This window comes from Pseudomonas syringae, assembly GCF_001698815.1.
In the GTDB taxonomy this organism is placed as follows: Bacteria; Pseudomonadota; Gammaproteobacteria; order Pseudomonadales; family Pseudomonadaceae; genus Aquipseudomonas; species Aquipseudomonas syringae_A.
The window spans coordinates 1-18894 of record NZ_LGSI01000012.1 but is presented as its reverse complement, the minus strand read 5'-3'; the positions used below and the strand labels follow the sequence as shown (position 1 = coordinate 18894).

The 18894-nt window shown below is 60.0% G+C and carries 19 protein-coding genes and 1 pseudogene; 16 read left to right on the top strand and 4 right to left on the bottom strand.

Going from position 1 to position 18894, the window contains the following annotated elements; translation table 11 throughout:
• Positions 1–69: 69 nt before the first annotated feature.
• From AFK24_RS03035 to ureC, 14 genes are all read left to right on the top strand, one after another.
• On the top strand, positions 70–567 hold the full coding sequence (locus AFK24_RS03035) for a copper chaperone PCu(A)C (protein ID WP_065831832.1): 498 nt from the start codon (positions 70–72) through the stop codon (positions 565–567).
• A gap of 12 nt (positions 568–579) precedes the next feature.
• A complete protein-coding gene (locus AFK24_RS03030) occupies positions 580–1026 on the top strand; it encodes a DUF2946 domain-containing protein (RefSeq protein ID WP_080482023.1) in 447 nt (148 codons plus the stop codon).
• A 97-nt stretch (positions 1027–1123) separates the two neighbouring features.
• Complete coding sequence (locus AFK24_RS03025) at positions 1124–2512, top strand: PepSY-associated TM helix domain-containing protein (RefSeq protein ID WP_065831831.1); 1389 nt, start codon at positions 1124–1126, stop codon at positions 2510–2512.
• A 385-nt stretch (positions 2513–2897) separates the two neighbouring features.
• Positions 2898–4163, top strand: a complete 1266-nt coding sequence (gene urtA, locus AFK24_RS03020; protein WP_065831830.1) for an urea ABC transporter substrate-binding protein — start codon at positions 2898–2900, stop codon at positions 4161–4163.
• Positions 4164–4352: 189 nt separating this feature from the next.
• The gene (gene urtB, locus AFK24_RS03015) at positions 4353–5942 is read left to right on the top strand and encodes an urea ABC transporter permease subunit UrtB (protein ID WP_065831829.1); all 1590 of its coding nucleotides are present in this window, start codon (positions 4353–4355) and stop codon (positions 5940–5942) included.
• A complete protein-coding gene (gene urtC / locus AFK24_RS03010; RefSeq protein WP_065831828.1) occupies positions 5942–7021 on the top strand; it encodes an urea ABC transporter permease subunit UrtC in 1080 nt (359 codons plus the stop codon). Before urtB ends, urtC begins: the two co-directional genes overlap by 1 nt.
• Positions 7018–7878 carry an urea ABC transporter ATP-binding protein UrtD gene (gene urtD, locus AFK24_RS03005; RefSeq protein ID WP_065831827.1) on the top strand — a complete coding sequence of 287 codons (861 nt, stop codon included), beginning with the start codon at positions 7018–7020 and terminating at the stop codon, positions 7876–7878. Before urtC ends, urtD begins: the two co-directional genes overlap by 4 nt.
• Before the next feature lie 128 nt (positions 7879–8006).
• Entirely contained in the window at positions 8007–8705 is a 699-nt protein-coding gene (gene urtE / locus AFK24_RS03000; RefSeq protein ID WP_065831826.1) for an urea ABC transporter ATP-binding subunit UrtE, read from the top strand.
• A 48-nt stretch (positions 8706–8753) separates the two neighbouring features.
• Complete coding sequence (locus AFK24_RS02995) at positions 8754–9593, top strand: urease accessory protein UreD (RefSeq protein ID WP_065831825.1); 840 nt, start codon at positions 8754–8756, stop codon at positions 9591–9593.
• Between the two features lie 265 nt (positions 9594–9858).
• Positions 9859–10161, top strand: coding sequence for an urease subunit gamma (locus AFK24_RS02990; protein ID WP_020293711.1), 303 nt, complete (start codon positions 9859–9861; stop codon positions 10159–10161).
• Positions 10162–10187: 26 nt separating this feature from the next.
• Positions 10188–10733, top strand: coding sequence for a GNAT family N-acetyltransferase (locus tag AFK24_RS02985; RefSeq protein ID WP_065831824.1), 546 nt, complete (start codon positions 10188–10190; stop codon positions 10731–10733).
• Positions 10734–10743: 10 nt separating this feature from the next.
• The gene (locus tag AFK24_RS02980; RefSeq protein ID WP_065831823.1) at positions 10744–11277 is read left to right on the top strand and encodes a GNAT family N-acetyltransferase; all 534 of its coding nucleotides are present in this window, start codon (positions 10744–10746) and stop codon (positions 11275–11277) included.
• Positions 11274–11582, top strand: a complete 309-nt coding sequence (locus AFK24_RS02975) for an urease subunit beta (protein ID WP_065831822.1) — start codon at positions 11274–11276, stop codon at positions 11580–11582. The genes AFK24_RS02980 and AFK24_RS02975 overlap by 4 nt, the downstream gene beginning before the upstream one ends.
• A gap of 214 nt (positions 11583–11796) precedes the next feature.
• Positions 11797–13497, top strand: a complete 1701-nt coding sequence (gene ureC, locus AFK24_RS02970) for an urease subunit alpha (RefSeq protein WP_020293707.1) — start codon at positions 11797–11799, stop codon at positions 13495–13497.
• A gap of 40 nt (positions 13498–13537) precedes the next feature.
• Here ureC and AFK24_RS02965 read toward each other — a convergent pair whose 3' ends face one another.
• A complete protein-coding gene (locus AFK24_RS02965) occupies positions 13538–13906 on the bottom strand; it encodes a thioredoxin family protein (RefSeq protein WP_065831821.1) in 369 nt (122 codons plus the stop codon).
• 207 nt (positions 13907–14113) lie between these two features.
• Between AFK24_RS02965 and AFK24_RS02955 the strand changes: the two genes are divergently transcribed.
• Positions 14114–15247 carry a sensor histidine kinase gene (locus AFK24_RS02955; protein ID WP_065831819.1) on the top strand — a complete coding sequence of 378 codons (1134 nt, stop codon included), beginning with the start codon at positions 14114–14116 and terminating at the stop codon, positions 15245–15247.
• A 106-nt stretch (positions 15248–15353) separates the two neighbouring features.
• On the opposite strand, the gene AFK24_RS02950 is transcribed toward AFK24_RS02955, so the two are convergent.
• Entirely contained in the window at positions 15354–15659 is a 306-nt protein-coding gene (locus tag AFK24_RS02950) for a chaperone modulator CbpM (RefSeq protein ID WP_065831818.1), read from the bottom strand.
• A 2-nt stretch (positions 15660–15661) separates the two neighbouring features.
• Positions 15662–16609: a curved DNA-binding protein gene (gene cbpA, locus AFK24_RS02945; RefSeq protein WP_065831817.1), complete on the bottom strand. Its 948-nt coding sequence runs from the start codon at positions 16607–16609 to the stop codon at positions 15662–15664.
• A gap of 300 nt (positions 16610–16909) precedes the next feature.
• On the opposite strand from cbpA, the gene AFK24_RS02940 reads away from it, so the two are divergent.
• Positions 16910–18175 (top strand): Hsp70 family protein, encoded by a 1266-nt coding sequence (locus tag AFK24_RS02940; RefSeq protein WP_065831862.1) that lies wholly within the window; start codon positions 16910–16912, stop codon positions 18173–18175.
• 469 nt (positions 18176–18644) lie between these two features.
• Here the strand turns inward: AFK24_RS02940 and AFK24_RS02935 are convergent.
• Positions 18645–18894: pseudogene (locus AFK24_RS02935) on the bottom strand (IS110 family transposase); the annotation flags it as partial.

Genomic DNA, 18894 nt, shown 5'->3' with positions numbered 1-18894 from the left:
CTGGGCTTTTTACATCTGCAGGCCATTCAGGCTAAATAGCGACACTCCCCCCAGATAGGAACGGAACCCATGTCACAACCACGGACGACATCGGTCTGGATCGCCTGCGTTGCAGCGCTTGTGAGTTTTCTGCTGCCCGCCAGCTTCGCCAATGCCGACGAGAGCAAGGCAGGCGAGTTGAGCGTTTCCCAGCCGTGGTCCATGGAGCTGCCGCCCAATGCGCCAACCGTGGCCGCTTATTTCGTCATCCACAATGGCGGCCAGCAGCCTGACCGCTTGCTCAGCGTCGACACGCCGATTGCCGCCACCGCGCAGCTTCACGAGCACGTGCATGCGAACGGGCTGATGAAAATGCAGCAAGTCCAGCTCGTCGAGATTCCAGCCGGTGGCGATGCGACGTTCGCACCCATGGGTTATCACGTGATGCTGCTGGACCTGAAGGACAAATCGAAGCTCACCGAAGGCGCGCACTTTCCGCTGACGTTACACTTCGAAAAATCCGGCGACGTGACCGTCGAAGTCGCGGTGCTCAAACAAGCGCCAACACCTGCAACGCATAACCATTGATGCCAATCTGATTTGAGCAACCCGCGCCTGCTTCGCAACAGCACCACCTTGCAGCCTCGGAAATCCCGGGGCGCCTGGCTGAGCCTGTTTGCCATGCTGATGATTTTCATCGGCCCGCTGGTTTCGCAAGCGGTGCCTATGGATCAGCATGCAGGCATGAGCATGTCCGTGGACATGCCAATGTCGGCGGCCATGGACATGCCGGCCGAGCACGGGGCTCACCATCAAGCGGATCCGACCGCCGAACAGGCCAGCGTCGATCATGTGCTGTGGGCCAAATGCGGCTACTGCACCTTGTTGTTCAGCTGCCCGGCGATCACCAGCGCGCTGGCCGTCACGGCCTTGGCGCCGCCCAATCCGGCTGACTTCTATCACGCGGCCATTCATACGGGTCACGCTCACAGCAGCATCTTCCCCAACGCCCGCAGCCGCGCCCCGCCGCTCTTCGTCACGCGATAAATCCTATTCGATTACGCACCCGCTCAGGCGCATGAACATTCATGCAGGTTCTGGGCGGGCGGCGTCGTGTGTTATGCCTGATGAGAGCGCTGCAAAAATGTCCATACAGACCGCCTCAAAACCGACTGTGTCCTTTTATAACCTCGCCTGGCGCTGGCATTTCTATGCCGGTTTGTTCGTCGCGCCGTTCATGATTCTGCTGTCGCTGACCGGCATCATTTATCTGTTCAAGCCGCAGCTGGACTACCTGATGTACAGCGATCTGCTGAACGTCACGCCGAGCCACCATCAACTCAGCGCCGATCAATTACAGCAACGCGTCCTGAGCGATTTTCCGCAGGCGAAAATCAGCAAATACCTGCCGCCGTTGAGTGCCCAAGGCAGCGCGCAATTTGTCGTGCAGCAGGCCGGCCGTGAAGTGAATGTGTTCATCAACCCCTATGGCGGCGAGATTCTTGGCACTCAGGATGCGAAGGACAACCTGCAAGCCATCGCCCGCGCGCTGCATGGCGAACTGATGATCGGTACGATTGGCGACCGGCTCGTCGAACTGGCTGCCGGTTGGGGGATCATGCTGGTGGTGTCCGGGCTATATCTGTGGTGGCCACGCGGCAGTTCCGGCGCGGGCGTGCTTTGGCCGCGCCTGAGCAAGCGCGGTCGGTTGATGTGGCGCGACCTGCATGCGGTGACGGGTTTCTGGGGTTCGGCGTTTTTGCTGTTCATGTTGATCAGCGGCATGACCTGGACCGGCATGTGGGGCAAACAATACGCCGACCTGTGGAACACCTTTCCGGCGGCGATGTGGAATGCCGTGCCCAAGTCCGACAAGCAAGCGGGCGAGTTGAACACCGCAACCGTGCAGACCGTGCCCTGGGCGCTGGAAAACACGCCCATGCCAGTCTCGACCGGCGAGCATGCCGAACACATGAACCATGCGGGTATGTCCGCCGCGCCCGCCGCGCCGAAAGTGTCGCTGCAACAGGTGGTGGGCATTGCCACCGAACGCGGTATCGAGCCGGGTTATAGCATCACGCAACCGAAAACCGCTGATGGCGTGTTCACCGTTTCGGTGTTCGCCGACGACCCACGCAACGACGCGACGCTGCATATCGATCAATACAGCGGCAAGGTTCTGGCCGACGTGCGCTGGGCCGATTACAGCACTGTGTCCAAAGCCACCGAACTGGGCGTGATGCTCCATGAAGGCAAGTTTTTCGGCTGGATCAACCAGCTGTTGATTCTGCTGGTGTGCCTGATGATCCTGCTCGGTTCGGTTAGCGGCCTGGTGATCTGGTGGAAACGTCGCCCCCAAGGCAAATTGGGCGTCCCGCCACTGCGCCACGATTTGCCGCGCTGGAAATCGGCGATGGTCATCATGTTTGTCCTCGCCGTGGCCTTCCCGCTGGTGGGCGCGTCGCTGGTGGTGGTTTATCTTCTGGATCGGTTGGTGTTGGCGCGGTTTGGCAAGGAATCCGTGCCAGCCTGAGCGAGTGCAAATCCTGNGGTTGGTGTTGGCGCGGTTTGGCAAGGAATCCGTGCCAGCCTGAGCGAGTGCAAATCCTGTAGGAGGGGACTTGTCCCCGAAGAGGCCAGCTCAGACGACGTTAACGTCTGAATTTTCTTGTTGCCCGACCTATCGCATTCGGGGACGAGTCCCCTCCTACCGTTCTTTAGCTGGCCTGCGCACCAATTCCGGTCGCTTGCCGCACCACGGCTTTTTAAAAGCGCCATCACGGTGCGCCACTCTCTTTCGCCAACCGCTCTGGATCGCTAATTGGCTCCACTTGGCCAGCTGGGCATAGCCTTTGCTTAAAAGCTTTCAGGCAATTGACCCGCCCTCCTAAAAAAACCAAGTGAATGGAGCTAGCCCAATGAAGCGTCGCAGTCTGATCAAAGCTTTCACCCTGTCCGCATCAATCGCCGCCATGGGCATGACATGGACCGTTCAGGCCGCCGAGACGATCAAGGTCGGCATCCTGCACTCGCTGTCCGGGACGATGGCGATCTCCGAGACTTCACTTAAAGACATGGCGTTGATGACCATCGACGAAATCAACGCCAAGGGCGGCGTCAACGGCAAGATGCTGGAACCGGTGGTCGTCGACCCCGCTTCCAACTGGCCGCTGTTCGCCGAAAAAGGCCGTCAGCTGTTGACCCAGGACAAAGTCGCCGTGGTGTTCGGTTGCTGGACTTCGGTGTCGCGTAAATCGGTCTTGCCGGTGTTCGAAGAACTCAATGGCCTGCTGTTTTACCCGGTGCAATACGAAGGCGAAGAAATGTCGCCAAACGTGTTCTACACCGGTGCAGCGCCTAACCAGCAGGCGATTCCCGCAGTTGAATACCTGATGAGCGATGACGGCGGCGCCGCCAAGCGTTTCTTCCTGTTGGGTACCGACTACGTTTACCCGCGCACCACCAACAAGATTCTGCGTTCCTTCCTGCACTCCAAAGGCGTAGCGGACAAGGACATCGAAGAGGTCTACACCCCGTTCGGCCATGCTGACTATCAAACCATCGTGGCCAACATCAAGAAGTTCTCGGCTGGCGGCAAGACAGCGGTGATCTCGACGGTCAACGGCGACTCCAACGTGCCTTTCTATAAAGAGCTGGCCAACCAGGGTCTGAAAGCTACCGACGTACCGGTTGTGGCGTTCTCGGTGGGCGAGGAAGAACTGCGCGGCATCGACACCAAGCCATTGGTCGGCAACCTGGCGGCCTGGAACTACTTCCAGTCGGTTGAGAATCCGGTCAACAAGAAGTTCGTGGCTGACTGGAAGGCTTACGCCAAGAAGAAAAACCTGCCGGGCGCTGACAAGGCCGTGACCAACGACCCGATGGAAGCCACTTACGTCGGCATCCACATGTGGGCGCAAGCGGTCGAGAAAGCCAAGTCCACCGATGTGGATAAAGTCCGCGAAGCCATGGCCGGCCAGACCTACGCCGCGCCGTCGGGCTACACCCTGACCATGGACAAAACCAATCACCACCTTCACAAACCGGTGATGATCGGCGAAATCCAGGATGACGGTCAGTTCAACGTCGTCTGGCAGACCAAGGAGCCGATCCGCGCTCAGCCATGGAGCCCGTACATCCCTGGCAACGACAAGAAGCCGGATCATGCGGTGAAGAGTAACTAAGCAAGGCGTCGGGCCTTAGGCCTGACATCCCCTGTAGGAACAACCGGGGCGCGTAGCCTTGTTGGCGATCCGTAGGACCGGCTTTAGCCGGGAGCACTCTCGCGGCTAAAGCCGCTCCTACGGATCACCGCTCCGGTCCCGCCTACAGTTTCCGCGTAACTCATGCGGACGCTTTTCAGGACACCCGACATGCCCAACGCTTTCTACCGTTTGATATTCACCCTGGCCCTGCTGCTGCCGATGGCGGCTCACGCCAGCGATGCCGGTGATTTCGTCGCGGCCAGTTCCACGCAACAAGCCGAGCTGCTCGAAGCCTGGGCTGCCAAGCCTGTGCCCGAACGCGTCGAGCTGATCAACGCGTTGCGAGATGGCCGAGTAGCGGTCGACAGCAGCAAACGCGCGTACATCGAAAGCAACGATAAATTCGTTGCCGTGGATGCCAACGCCGTAGCGGCACCTGATGCGGCAACCCCTGATGAACCGCGCAAATTGCGCCTGAACAATCGCCTGCGCGGCTTGGTCGATACCGCGCTGGCCAGTCACCAACTGCTGGCAGCGGATGCAAAACTGCGTCTGGCCGCCGCGCTGCAACTGCAAAAAAGCGCGCGTCCGGCACAACTGGCGTTTATCGGCCAGCAAGTCGCCGCCGAACAGGACGACGCCGTACACACCGCGCTGACCCTGGCGCTGGCCAATCTGCAACTGGTGGACTCCAGCCCGACCGTGCGTCTGGCGGCAGTGCGCCTGCTGGGCGAAACCGGCGATCCGCTGGCCCGCACGCGCCTTGAAACCCTGCTGTCGCCCGGCGTTGAAACCGACGCCAGCGTGAGCATGGCGGCGCAAACCAGCCTCGCCCAAGTGAACCGCAAACTGCTGATCGGCGAGATTCTCGGTCAGGCCTTCAGCGGCATGTCCCTGGGCTCGATTCTGCTGCTGGCGGCGCTGGGTCTTGCGATCACTTTCGGCCTGCTCGGCGTGATCAATATGGCCCACGGCGAAATGCTGATGCTCGGCGCGTACTCGACGTATGTCGTGCAGCTGATGTTTCAGCGTTATGCGCCCGGCGCCATCGAGTACTACCCGTTGATCGCGCTGCCGGTGGCGTTTTTTGTCACGGCGGTGATCGGCATGGCGCTGGAACGCACGGTGATTCGCCACCTTTATGGCCGCCCGCTGGAAACCCTGCTCGCCACCTGGGGCATCAGCTTGATGCTGATTCAAGCGGTGCGGCTGGCGTTCGGTGCGCAGAACGTTGAAGTCGCCAACCCGGAATGGCTGTCCGGCGGCATTCAAGTGCTGCCCAACCTGGTGCTGCCGTATAACCGCATCGTCATCATCGCTTTCGCGTTGTTCGTGGTGGTGCTGACCTGGCTGCTGCTGAACAAGACGCGGTTGGGCCTGAACGTGCGGGCGGTGACCCAGAATCGCAACATGGCCGCCTGCTGCGGCGTGCCTACCGGGCGCATCGACATGATGGCTTTCGGGCTCGGCTCCGGCATTGCCGGGCTGGGCGGCGTGGCCTTGAGTCAGATCGGCAACGTCGGCCCGGATCTGGGCCAGAGCTACATCATCGACTCGTTCCTGGTGGTGGTGCTCGGCGGTGTCGGGCAACTGGCCGGTAGCGTGATGGCGGCCTTCGGGCTGGGCATCGCCAACAAGATTCTCGAACCGCAAATCGGCGCCGTGCTGGGCAAGATCCTGATCCTGGCGCTGATCATTCTGTTTATCCAGAAACGTCCGCAAGGCCTCTTCGCGCTCAAAGGACGGGTGATCGACTGATGAATCAACCATTGATGGTCACTGCCGCACAAAAAATCGGCCCCAAGGGCACGATTGCCGTGGGCGTGCTGGTCCTCGTCGTGCTACTGGCGCTGCCGCTGCTTTCGCTGCTGCCCGCCGACAACGGCTTGCAGGTCTCGGCCTACACGCTGACGTTGGTGGGCAAGATTCTCTGCTACGCCATCGTGGCGCTGGCGCTGGATCTGGTCTGGGGTTACGCCGGTCTGTTGTCCCTGGGCCACGGCCTGTTCTTCGCCCTCGGCGGCTATGCCATGGGCATGTACCTGATGCGCGAAGCAGCGGGCGATGGTTTGCCCGCGTTCATGACCTTTTTGTCGTGGACCGAGCTGCCGTGGTACTGGACCGGCACCGATAATTTCCTCTGGGCCATGTGTCTGGTGGTCCTGGCGCCGGGCTTGCTGGCGCTGGTGTTCGGCTTCTTCGCCTTCCGCTCGCGGATCAAGGGCGTGTATTTCTCGATCATGACCCAGGCGCTGACCTTCGCTGGCATGCTGCTGTTCTTTCGCAACGAAACCGGCTTCGGCGGCAACAACGGCTTCACCAACTTCCGCAGCATTCTTGGTTTCAGCATCAGCTCCCAAGGCACGCGGGCGACGTTGTTTCTGGCCACGGTGATCTTGCTGGTGGCGAGCCTGTATGTCGGCTGGCGTCTGGCGCAAAGCAAGTTCGGCCGGGTGCTGACCGCCCTGCGTGACGCGGAAAACCGCCTGATGTTCTGCGGCTACGATCCCCGTGGCTTCAAGCTGTTCGTCTGGGTCTTGAGCGCGGTGTTGTGCGGTCTGGCTGGCGCGTTGTATGTGCCACAAGTGGGGATCATTAACCCCAGCGAAATGTCCCCGACCAACTCCATCGAAGCTGCCGTCTGGGTCGCCCTTGGCGGACGCGGCACGCTGATCGGCCCGTTGCTGGGCGCAGGTCTGGTCAACGGCATGAAGAGCTGGTTCACCGTGGCCTTCCCGGAATACTGGCTGTTCTTCCTCGGCGCGCTGTTCATCATCGTCACGCTGTATCTACCCAAAGGCGTGATCGGCCTGCTCAAGAAAAGGAGCGAGCAATGAAAACCACACCGACGCCCGCTTTCATGCTCGAACCGATCCTTAATCCCAACTCCGACATCGGCACCAGCCGCGATGCCATCGGTCTCGGGCAAGCGGCTGGCCAAGGCCTGAATACGCGGCACGGCACGATCCTCACGCTGGAAGACATCAGCGTCAGCTTCGACGGTTTCAAGGCGCTCAATGACCTGAATCTGTACATCAGCGTTGGTGAACTGCGCTGCATCATCGGCCCCAACGGTGCGGGCAAGACCACGTTGATGGACGTGATCACCGGCAAGACCCGCCCAAGCCATGGCAAGGCGTGGTTCGGTGAAACCCTGGACCTGACGCAGATGAGCGAAGTGCAGATCGCCCAGGCCGGGATTGGTCGGAAATTCCAGAAACCTACGGTGTTCGAAGCCTTGAGCGTGTTCGAAAACCTCGAACTGGCGCAGAAGACCGATAAATCGGTGTGGGCCAGCCTGCGGGCGAAACTCAGCGGCGAACAGCGCGACCGTATCGACGAAGTGCTGGAAACCATTCGCCTGACCAGTTCCATGCAGCGCCCGGCCGGTTTGTTGTCCCACGGCCAGAAGCAGTTTCTGGAGATCGGCATGCTGCTGGTCCAGGACCCGCAATTGCTGCTGCTGGACGAGCCAGTGGCGGGCATGACCGACGCCGAAACCGAATTCACCGCCGAATTGTTCAAGAGCCTGGCGGGCAAGCATTCATTGATGGTGGTCGAACACGATATGGGCTTCGTCGGCTCGATTGCCGATCACGTCACCGTTTTGCACCAGGGCAGCGTCCTGGCCGAAGGCTCGCTGACGGATGTGCAGGCGGATGAGCGGGTGATTGAGGTTTATCTGGGAAGGTGAGTATCCCTCTTGCGTAGGACCGGCTTTAGCCGGGAGCACTGTGTCAGGCGCGAGAGATGTATGGGTTGTACTGGCCTCCTCCCGGCTAAAGCCGGTCCTACGGCGAACGCAATAGCGAGAACGAATTAATGCTCCAGGTCGAAAAGCTTCATCAGTACTACGGCGGCAGCCACATCCTGCGCGGCTTGTCTTTCGACGTGAAAGTCGGCGAGGTGACGTGCCTGCTGGGGCGTAACGGCGTGGGCAAGACCACGCTGCTCAAGGTGCTCATGGGGCTGCTGCCTTCCAAGGAAGGCGCGGTGCAATGGGAAGGCAAGGCCATCACCGGTTTCAAGCCGCATCAGCGGGTGCATGCCGGTATCGCTTACGTGCCCCAAGGTCGGGAGATTTTCGGGCGGCTGACGGTGGAAGAAAACCTGCTGATGGGCCTGTCGCGGTTCCCCGGTTCTGAAGCCAAGGAAGTTCCAGCGTTCATCTACGAGCTGTTTCCGGTGCTGCTACAGATGAAGCATCGACGCGGCGGCGATTTGTCCGGCGGTCAGCAACAGCAGTTGGCCATTGGTCGTGCGCTGGCCAGTCGGCCACGTTTGCTGATCCTCGACGAACCCACCGAAGGCATTCAGCCTTCAGTGATCAAGGAAATCGGCGCAGTGATCAAGAAGCTCTCGGCGCGTGGCGACATGGCGATCCTGCTGGTTGAGCAGTTTTATGACTTCGCCGCCGAGCTGGCCGATCAGTACCTGGTGATGTCCCGTGGCGAAATCGTCCAGCAGGGGCGCGGCGAAAACATGGAGGCCGAAGGTGTGCGCGGCCTGGTGACCATCTGACCTGCAGTCCGTTAAGGTGCAGGCCCACGACATTGCGATAGAACTCACATGAACCTTCCCGCCCACACCGCGTTGTTCACTCCCAGCTGGCATGCCGAGCTGGAGCTGGGCTATGGGCGTTTCGGCGACAGCACGCGCCCGGTCCAGCGCCGGCACAAAGGCCCGCTGCGGGTGCAGAAACATCTGTATGCCGAAGGCCCGCAAGTCTGCCAGCACATCATCGTGCATCCACCCGGTGGCATTGCCGGTGGCGACCGTCTGGATATCAGCGCTCACGTCGGAGCTGACGCCTGGGCGCAACTGACCAGTCCCGGCGCGGCCAAATGGTATCGCGCGGCCGGTCCGGCGTATCAGCAGCTTGATCTGACGGTCGCAGCCGGCGCGACGCTGGAATGGCTGCCGCAGGAAACCATCGTATTCAGCGCCGCACAGGCCGAACTGACCACGCGCATCGAGCTGCAAGGCGACGCGAAGCTGATGTATTGGGACGTCGTGGCGCTGGGTCGACCGGCGAGCGGCGAGCGTTTTACCAGCGGCCATTTTCAGTCGCATTTGGATATCCGTCGTGATGGCCGGTTGCTCTGGCATGAACGGCAACGCATCATCGGTGGCGATGGCTTGCTCGACTCGCCGATTGGTCTGGACGGCAAGACCGTATTCGCCACGCTGCTGATTACCGGCGAAGTCGACAGTGAATTGCTTGAAGCCTGCCGCTCGCTGAGCCACCCGGTGCGCGGCGACCTGACGCAATTGCCCGGCTTGCTGGTGGCACGTTGCCTGGCCGACGAAGCGCTGCATGCCCGGGCCTGGCTGATCGAATTATGGAAGCTGCTGCGCCCGGCGTTGTTGGGCCGTGAGGCGTTGGCGCCGAGGATCTGGAGCACCTGACACAAAACCTGTTGGAGCGAGGCTTGCCCGCGAATCTTTGTAGGACCGGCTTTAGCCGGGAGGCAATTGAGCGGCTCGCGACTGAAGTCGCTCCTACGGTCGCTCCTGCGGTCGATTCGCGGGCAAGCCTNCCGGCTTTAGCCGGGAGGCAATTGAGCGGCTCGCGACTGAAGTCGCTCCTACGGTCGCTCCTGCGGTCGATTCGCGGGCAAGCCTCGCTCCAACGGTCCTCGAGCGAACCCATCACTTTCAAACTGGAAAAAAAATGGACCTGACACCCCGCGAAAAAGACAAGATGCTGATTTTCACCGCTGGCCTGGTTGCTGAAAGGCGTCTGGCCCGAGGTGTGAAGCTCAACTACCCGGAAGCCATGGCGTTTATTTCCGCTGCGCTGCTCGAAGGCGCGCGTGACGGGCAGACCGTGGCCGACCTGATGCATTACGGCACGACGCTGCTGACCCGCGAGCAAGTCATGGAAGGCATTCCGGAAATGATCCCGGAAATCCAGGTCGAAGCGACGTTTCCCGACGGAACCAAGCTGGTTACCGTCCATCAACCGATTGCCTGACCCCATAGGGAATTGTGGAACAGACCATGACTGACTTGATTCGCGATGCACTGGCGACCGACTTGCCCGGCATCCTGAGGATTTACAACGACGCGGTGCTCAACACCACGGCGATCTGGAATGAACAGCCGGTGGATCTCGCCAACCGTCAGGCGTGGTTCGATGCGCGGCAGGCGCAGGGTTATCCGATCCTGATCGCGGTCGATGCCGACAGTGAGGTGCTGGGTTATGCGTCGTTTGGCGATTGGCGGCCGTTCGAAGGTTTTCGCCATACCGTCGAGCATTCGGTGTACATCCGCGCCGACCAACGCGGCAACGGGCTTGGTCCGTTGCTGATGAAAGCCTTGATCGAACGCGCCCATGCCTGCAACAAGCACGTAATGGTCGCCGCCATCGAAAGTGGCAATGCCGCCTCAGTGCGCCTGCATCAGCGACTAGGCTTCATCGTTTCGGGGCATATGCCGCAGGTTGGCACCAAGTTCGGCCGCTGGCTGGACCTGACCTTCATGCAACTTGATCTGACACCGGGCGCTTCGGCCCCGGCTTCGCTGGCCCCTACCTTAAACATCTAGAGAGGCGCTCATGAACCCTGCCCAGTTACGGCGCGTCAATACCGAAAGCTTTGCACACTATCGCCATGGTTTGGTCGAGTTGCTATTGGACGCTGTGAAGAACGGCGCCTCGGTGGGTTTCATGGCTGATCTGGACGTCGAGCAGGCCTACGCCTGGTGCGACGGGCTCAAGACCGACCTGGAAAATAACAGCCTGTTGCTGTGGGTCGTGGTCGAGGACGAAAAGGTCCTGGCCAGCGCGCAACTGTCGCTGTGCCAGAAACCCAACGGCCTGAACCGCGCCGAAGTGCAGAAACTGCTGGTGCGCAATGACGCTCAGCGACGCGGGCTGGGCCAGCAATTGATGCAGGCCGTCGAGAAAGCCGCCGCGCAGTATCAGCGCGGCCTGCTGCATCTGGACACCGAAGCCGGCTCGCCTGCCGAAGCGTTTTATCGCTCCCTGGGCTACGTTCGCGTCGGTGAACTGCCGAACTATTGCCAAAGCCCGGACGGTCGTTACACGCCGACCGCCATCTATTTCAAGACTCTGGGACAACCTGCATGATTCCTGGCCAATATCAGATTCAACCCGGCGAGATCGAACTCAACGCCGGTCGCCGTACCCTCAGCCTGAACGTCGCCAACAGTGGCGATCGGCCAATTCAGGTCGGCTCGCACTTTCATTTTTTCGAGACCAACGACGCCCTGACCTTTGACCGTGCCGCCAGCCGCGGCATGCGCCTGAACATCCCGGCCGGCACCGCCGTGCGTTTCGAGCCAGGCCAGTCCCGGGATGTGGAGTTAGTGGATCTGGCCGGCCATCGCCGGGTGTTCGGCTTTGCCGGGCGGGTGATGGGGGATCTGGATTGAAACGACACATCTTTAACGGCCACATCGCCTTCGCGGGCAAGCCTCGTTCTCCTCAAGCAACACAACACACAACCATTGAATTGAAATGCGATTCGTTGGAGCGAGGCTTGCCCGCGAATCAGGCGCATCGGTGGTCCAGATCCACCGCGTCATCGTTCTTCGCGGGCAAGCCTCGCTCCAACAGCTACGAATTTGCCGTATTCAAGGAATCACTATGAAGATCAGCCGCCAAGCCTACGCCGACATGTTCGGCCCTACCGTTGGCGACCGTGTCCGGTTGGCCGACACCGAGCTGTGGATCGAGGTCGAGAAAGACTTCACCACCTACGGCGAAGAAGTGAAGTTCGGTGGCGGCAAGGTCATCCGTGATGGCATGGGCCAGGGTCAGTTGATGGCCGAAGATGTGGTCGATACGCTGATCACCAACGCGCTGATCATCGATCACTGGGGCATCGTCAAGGCCGACGTCGGCATCAAGAACGGCCGTATTGCAGCTATCGGCAAGGCCGGCAACCCGGATATCCAGCCTGACGTGACCATCGCCATCGGCGCGGCCACCGAAGTCATCGCCGGTGAAGGCATGATTCTGACCGCAGGCGGCGTCGATACCCACATTCACTTCATCTGCCCACAGCAGATCGAAGAAGCGCTGATGAGCGGCGTCACCACCATGATCGGCGGCGGCACCGGGCCGGCGACCGGCACCAACGCCACCACCGTCACGCCCGGCCCATGGCATCTGGCGCGCATGCTGCAGGCGGCGGATTCGTTCCCGATGAACATCGGTTTCACCGGCAAGGGCAACGTCAGCCTGCCGGGACCGCTGATTGAGCAAGTCAAGGCCGGCGCCATCGGCCTGAAGCTGCATGAAGACTGGGGCACCACGCCAGCGGCCATCGATAACTGCCTGAGCGTTGCCGACGACTACGACGTGCAGGTGGCGATCCATACCGACACGCTGAACGAATCCGGCTTCGTGGAAACCACGCTGGCGGCGTTCAAGAATCGCACGATTCACACCTATCACACCGAAGGCGCGGGCGGCGGTCATGCGCCGGACATTATCAAGGCCTGCGGCTTCCCGAACGTGTTGCCCAGCTCGACCAACCCGACCCGGCCGTTCACCCGCAACACCATCGACGAGCACCTGGACATGCTGATGGTTTGCCATCACCTGGACCCGAGCATCGCCGAAGACGTGGCCTTCGCGGAAAGTCGTATTCGCCGGGAAACCATCGCCGCCGAAGACATCCTTCACGATCTGGGTGCGTTCTCGATGCTCAGCTCCGACAGCCAGGCCATGGGCCGGGTGGGCGAAGTGATCATGCGCACCTGGCAAACCGCCGACAAGATGAAGAAGCAACGCGGCCCGCTGCCCCAGGATGGTGAAGGTAACGATAATTTCCGCGCCAAGCGTTACATTGCCAAATACACCATCAACCCGGCGATCACCCACGGCATCAGCCATGAAGTGGGTTCTATCGAAGTGGGCAAGTGGGCGGATCTGGTGCTGTGGCGTCCGGCGTTTTTCGGCGTCAAGCCGAGCCTGATCCTCAAGGGCGGCGCTATTGCGGCCAGTCTGATGGGCGATGCCAACGCGTCGATCCCGACTCCGCAGCCGGTGCATTACCGCCCGATGTTCGCCAGCTATGGCAGCTCGCTGCACGCGACCAGCCTGACCTTCATCAGCCAGGCGGCGTTCGACGCAGGCATTCCCGAATCACTGGGCCTGAAAAAGACCATCAGCGTGGTCAAGGGCTGTCGCAACGTGCAGAAGAAAGACCTGATCCACAACGATTACCTGCCCAACATTGACGTTGATCCGCAGACGTATCAGGTCAAGGCCGATGGCGTGTTGCTGTGGTGTGAACCGGCGGATGTGTTGCCGATGGCGCAGCGCTATTTTCTGTTCTAGGAAACAACCGGGCCTTGTTTGAACAAGGCCCCGTTGTACATCAACGGCGCGACTCGAGCTCTTTAATCAGCTGCTTGTACCTCTTCGCCTCCGCTTCCACGTCCTCCTCAAGAAACCCTGTCTCTCTATGCACCACATTTCCGTTCTTGAAGAAAAACACCGTGGGAACACTTTCGACTCCGTAGTTTTCAGCCGTGGCTTCACAGCTGTCCTTATGGATTCGCAATACCGGCACCCGCTCATCAAAAGCCAGCAGGTCCATGACTTCACCTGCTTTTGAGCTGTCGTTCGGATCGCCGTGCTCATCCATTCCCGGCCCGCTGAATTCGGCTATTACCAGCTTGTCCTCGTTCTCTTCAGAGAAAACTTTCTCTTGAAAACTGTCATCATCCACTTCAATTACGCGCATGGTTAACTCCTTGTAGTTGCTTCGAAATGGAGCATCCCTTCCTGATCAGGCCCCGCTTCCAAACCTACAACCGCCTTGATGTCACGTCTACCTGTCATAAATGACAGTAGCGGGTAAGACGATTGAACCGGATGTTTGTCGAGCCGGACAAAGGCGGTAAGATGCGCGTCATCTCTTCTCACCGCTCCCGCAGCAAGGTACTCGGCCATGCGCCTTTCCGACTTCATCGTTGCTCACGTGGATCGTATCGTCGATGAGTGGGAGAGCTTCGCCAAGACCATCAAGCCGGCTGCCGACCTGATGAGCAGGGAAGAGCTGCGCGATCATTCCAGGGCTATTCTGCTCGCCGCCGCGCGTGACATGAAGACCGCCCAGACCAAGAGTGAGCAGGCCGCCAAGGCCAAGGGCGAGGACCTGAATAAAACCCCAAGCCTGGACGAAGCAGCCGCCAGCCATGGTGAACTGCGCCACGTCGTGGGTTTTGATCTGGTGCAGATGACGTCCGAGTTTCGGCACTTGCGCGCCAGCGTCATTCGGCTCTGGGTTGAAAGCCTGAAAGAGCCCGAGCTGGCTTACTTCACCGACATGATTCGCTTCAACGAAGCCATTGACGAGGCGCTCGCCGAATCCACGGCTGCGTATGCCGAACAGGTGGCACGCTCGCGAGATATCTTCCTGGCGATTCTCGGTCACGACCTGCGTGCGCCGCTGCAAGCGGTGAGCATGTCCGCTGACCTGCTGGAGCGCAAAGCCAAGCTGGACGACGCAGCGCAAACCTATCTGGCGCGCATCAAGAGCGGCACGCGGCATATGGGCGCGATGGTCAGTGATCTGCTGGAGTTCGTGCGTAGCCGACTGGGCGCCACCTTGCCCGTGGAACGCAAGCACATGGATCTGGCCGCCGTCTGTCGCGAAGCCATCGAAGAAGCCTGCGCCGGACAGCCCGAATGCAATCCGGTGCTGAACGTGCACGGCGATACGACAGGCAATTGGGATCCGGGCCGCATCAATCAGCTGCTGCAAAACCTGATCGGCAACGCCTTGCAGCACGGCTCGGCAAACCAGGAAATCTCCATCCGCATCACCGGCGAAGACAACAACGTCGAGCTGGTGGTGCATAACGTCGGCAACCCCATCGACGAGAACGCCATCGGCAGTATTTTTGATCCGCTGGTGCGCAATCCCAGTGCCGAACAAGACGCCAAAGGCCCGTCCACCAGCCTTGGCCTGGGCTTGTTCATCGTCAAGGAAGTGGTCAACGCCCACGGCGGGAGCATTACCGTCACGTCCAATGTCGATGACGGCACGACGTTTACGGTGGTGTTGCCGAAAAGTATTTGATACTGCGCTGCCCCGTTGGAGCGAGGCTTGCCCGCGAAGAACGATAACGCGGTTTATCTGACCCACCGAGGCGCCCGGTTCGCGGGCAAGCCTCGCTCCAACGAAGTTACTCCTGCAAAAACCGCCCAAGCCGCTGCTTGAGCATGCGGTTTTCCGCGCGGACCTGCTCCAGCTCGTTGAGCAGATCAAGCGCCAGGGCAACGCCTTCCCACTCCAGCTCCAGATCCCGTTGCAGTTTCGCCGCACGCCGGGCAACGATCAGCGCCTGATCGTCGAATAGCCACTCATCCGGCTTTCGGCCCTGAGGTTCAAGAATGCCGTGTTCGACGATTTCGATCACGTAGGCGGCCGACATGTCGGTCACCTGACAGAATTGCTTCATATCCAGCTCAACGATCAGGGTGTGGCTCATGATCAGTTACTCCATTGGGCCCGCGGATCGAATGCCGCCTTGTCAGCCAGCGTTTGCCAGAGCACCTTGGTGGCCTCGTCGGTGGACGGCGGCATGACGACTTTGATCTGCGCGTACAGGTCGCCGCGCTCGCCTTTCTTGTTCATCAGACCATTACCTTTGACCCGCAATCGCTGACCGGTCTGGCTGTCCGGACGGATGGTCAGGTTGATCTTGCCGGTCAGGGTCGGCACGGCAACCTTGGCGCCCAGCGCAGCTTCCCACGGCGCAAGCGGCACGGTGATGATCAGGTCATGGCCTTCCACATCGAATTTAGGGTGCGGCGCCAATCTGATAATCAGGTATAGATCACCATTCTCGCCCCCGGCAACTCCCGGTGCGCCCTGCCCTTTCAGACGAATACGCTCGCCATCGACCACACCGGCCGGGATCTTCACGTTCAAAGTCTTGGTGATATCAGCCATGCGCTGGCCGGCAGGGTTGTACTGCGGCACCTTGAAGCTGACCTGCTTGGATTCCGCCGACAGGGTTTCCTCGAGGAAGATCGCGAGTTCCATTTCCACATCTTGTCCTCGGCGACCGGTGCTGCGCGCACGACCGCCCTGCTGCGCCCGACCACCAAAGATCGAGCTGAAAAAATCCGAGAAATCACCCGTATCGTCGCCGAAACCACCCGTTCCCGCGCCCGCACGACTCTGCCAGCCCGGCGGCCCCTGAAACGGTCGGCCCTGCTGCCCGTACTTGCGCAGCTCATCGTATTCAGCACGCTTTTCCGGGCTTTTCAGCACCTCGTAAGCCTCGTTGGCCTCTTTGAATTTCTCTTCCGCGCCCGCTTCTTTGCTGACGTCGGGGTGATACTTGCGCGCCAGCTTGCGGTAAGCGACCTTGATCGCTTTGTCGTCCGCAGTCGGCTCAAGCCCAAGAATCTTGTAATAGTCTTTAAAGTCCATCTAACAGTCGTCCCCGGTTATCCAGCGCAGCCTGGTGCGCTCTATTCTGCGCACAGCATCCTCGCATTTGAGGCATCTGGATCAATTAACGTCTTGATATATCGGCCGCCGATCCTTCTGACTTGATGCTTGAAGCGTTCGACGGCCTGCGTAGCTGACAATTCCCTGAAGATTGGGGGTAACGGCGCACAGTTCAAGTCGGTCAGGAAGATAACTGTGTATAACCGACGTTTCGCGCTACGCATCCGCGATCCACTGGCATACACTGCGCGGCCGTTTTTTGACTGGAACGTAAAAGACATGAATGACCAATCCCCAGCACGTGCCTGTGGTATCGACTTTGGCACGTCCAATTCCACGGTCGGCTGGCTGCGACCGGGCATGGAATCGCTGATTGCGCTGGAGGACGACAAAATCACCCTGCCATCGGTGGTGTTCTTCAACATGGAGGAGCGCCGTCCGGTGTATGGCCGCCTCGCGCTGCACGAGTATCTGGAAGGCTACGAAGGCCGCCTGATGCGCTCGCTCAAGAGTCTGCTGGGTTCCAAGCTGATCAAGCACGACACCAGCGTGCTCGGTACGGCCATGCCGTTCAAGGATTTGCTGGCGCTGTTCATCGGCGAGCTGAAAAAGCGTGCCGAGGACACCGCCGGGCGTGAGTTCGAGGAAGTGGTGCTGGGCCGCCCGGTGCATTTCGTCGATGACGACATAGGCGCGGATCAGGAAGCCGAAGACACTCTGGCCGAGGTCGCACGCAAGATCGGTTTCAAGGATGTCTCGTTCCAGTACGAGCCGATTGCCGCAGCGTTCGACTACGAGTCGACCATTACCCGCGAAGAACTGGTGCTGATCGTAGACATCGGTGGCGGTACGTCGGACTTCTCGCTGGTGCGTCTGTCGCCGGATCGTCGCTTCTATGACGACCGCCACGAAGACATTCTGGCCACCGGCGGTGTGCATATCGGCGGGACTGACTTCGACAAGCAGCTGAGCATTCAGGGCGTTATGCCGCTGTTCGGCTATGGCAGCCGCATGAAAAGCCAGGCTTACATGCCCACTAGCCATCACATGAACCTCGCGACATGGCACACCATCAACTCGGTGTACTCGCAGAAATCCCAGCTGGCATTGGGCAGCATGCGTTACGACATCGAAGACACCCAGGGCATCGACCGCCTGTTCAAGCTTATCGAACAGCGCGCGGGCCACTGGCTGGCCATGGAAGTGGAAGAAACCAAGATCCAACTGACCCACGCTGAAAGCCGTCATCTGCCGATGGATCGCATTGAACCGGGGTTGAGTGTCGATCTGAGCCGCGTGATGTTCGAAGCGGCCATCGACTCGCAACTGGAGCGGGTGCGCAACAGTGTTTCGGAGTTGTTGACCAAGGCCGGTGCGCGTGTCGATCAGGTCGATACGGTGTTCTTCACCGGCGGTTCCAGCGGCATCCCCGCGCTGCGCAACAGCATCTCGGCGATGCTGCCCAACGCCCGTCACGTCGAAGGCAATATCTTCGGCAGCATCGGCAGTGGCTTGGCGATTGAGGCGAAGAAGCGCTACGGCTAGAAATGTATTTGGCTCGGTAGGACCGGACTTGTCCGGGAAGGCGGAGGATCTGCAGAGGAATATCTTCAGCGTTCACACCAACCTCTTCGGGGACAAGTCCCCTCCTACCGGATTCTGTGTTGCTCGGTAGGACCGGACTTGTCCGGGAAGGCGGAGGATCTGCAGAGGAACATCTTCGGCGTTCACACCGACCTCTTCGGGGACAAGTCCCCTCCTATGTATGGACTCGCCCACACTTTCAACCTGCTTTTGAACACTGCTACCCGGTTGCATCTATGTATAAGGCCTGTTCGAGGAAGCATCATCGGCTTCTGGCCAACATTGGGTAAGCTCGCGGTATGCCGATTACAGTAAGGCCTCAAAGGGCCAGTAGGAGGGCAGGCATCTATCCGCGACGGTCTGACCTGGGGTCAATGTTCTTCAGCAGCGGTTGAGGTGACTCAGCACCCCGGTGGCAGAACTCTGTCGATTAATGGCTCATCGTCGCCTCCTGGCAACCCGCTGGCTGGCGACGATAGGTCTGATCATTTTGCAGCAGCACCCAAACGATCCGCAGGTTGCGGTTGGCCAACCGTACCGCGGCTCCTTTTTGACCGTGGCGACTTAACCAGCGCCGCAAGCGGTGGTCATCCGGATGCTCCGAATCAGGCCGCACCTGCCTCAATACCGCGTGTGCCCCTTGAATAGCCAAGCTGCGCAGGTAGGCATCACCGCGTTTA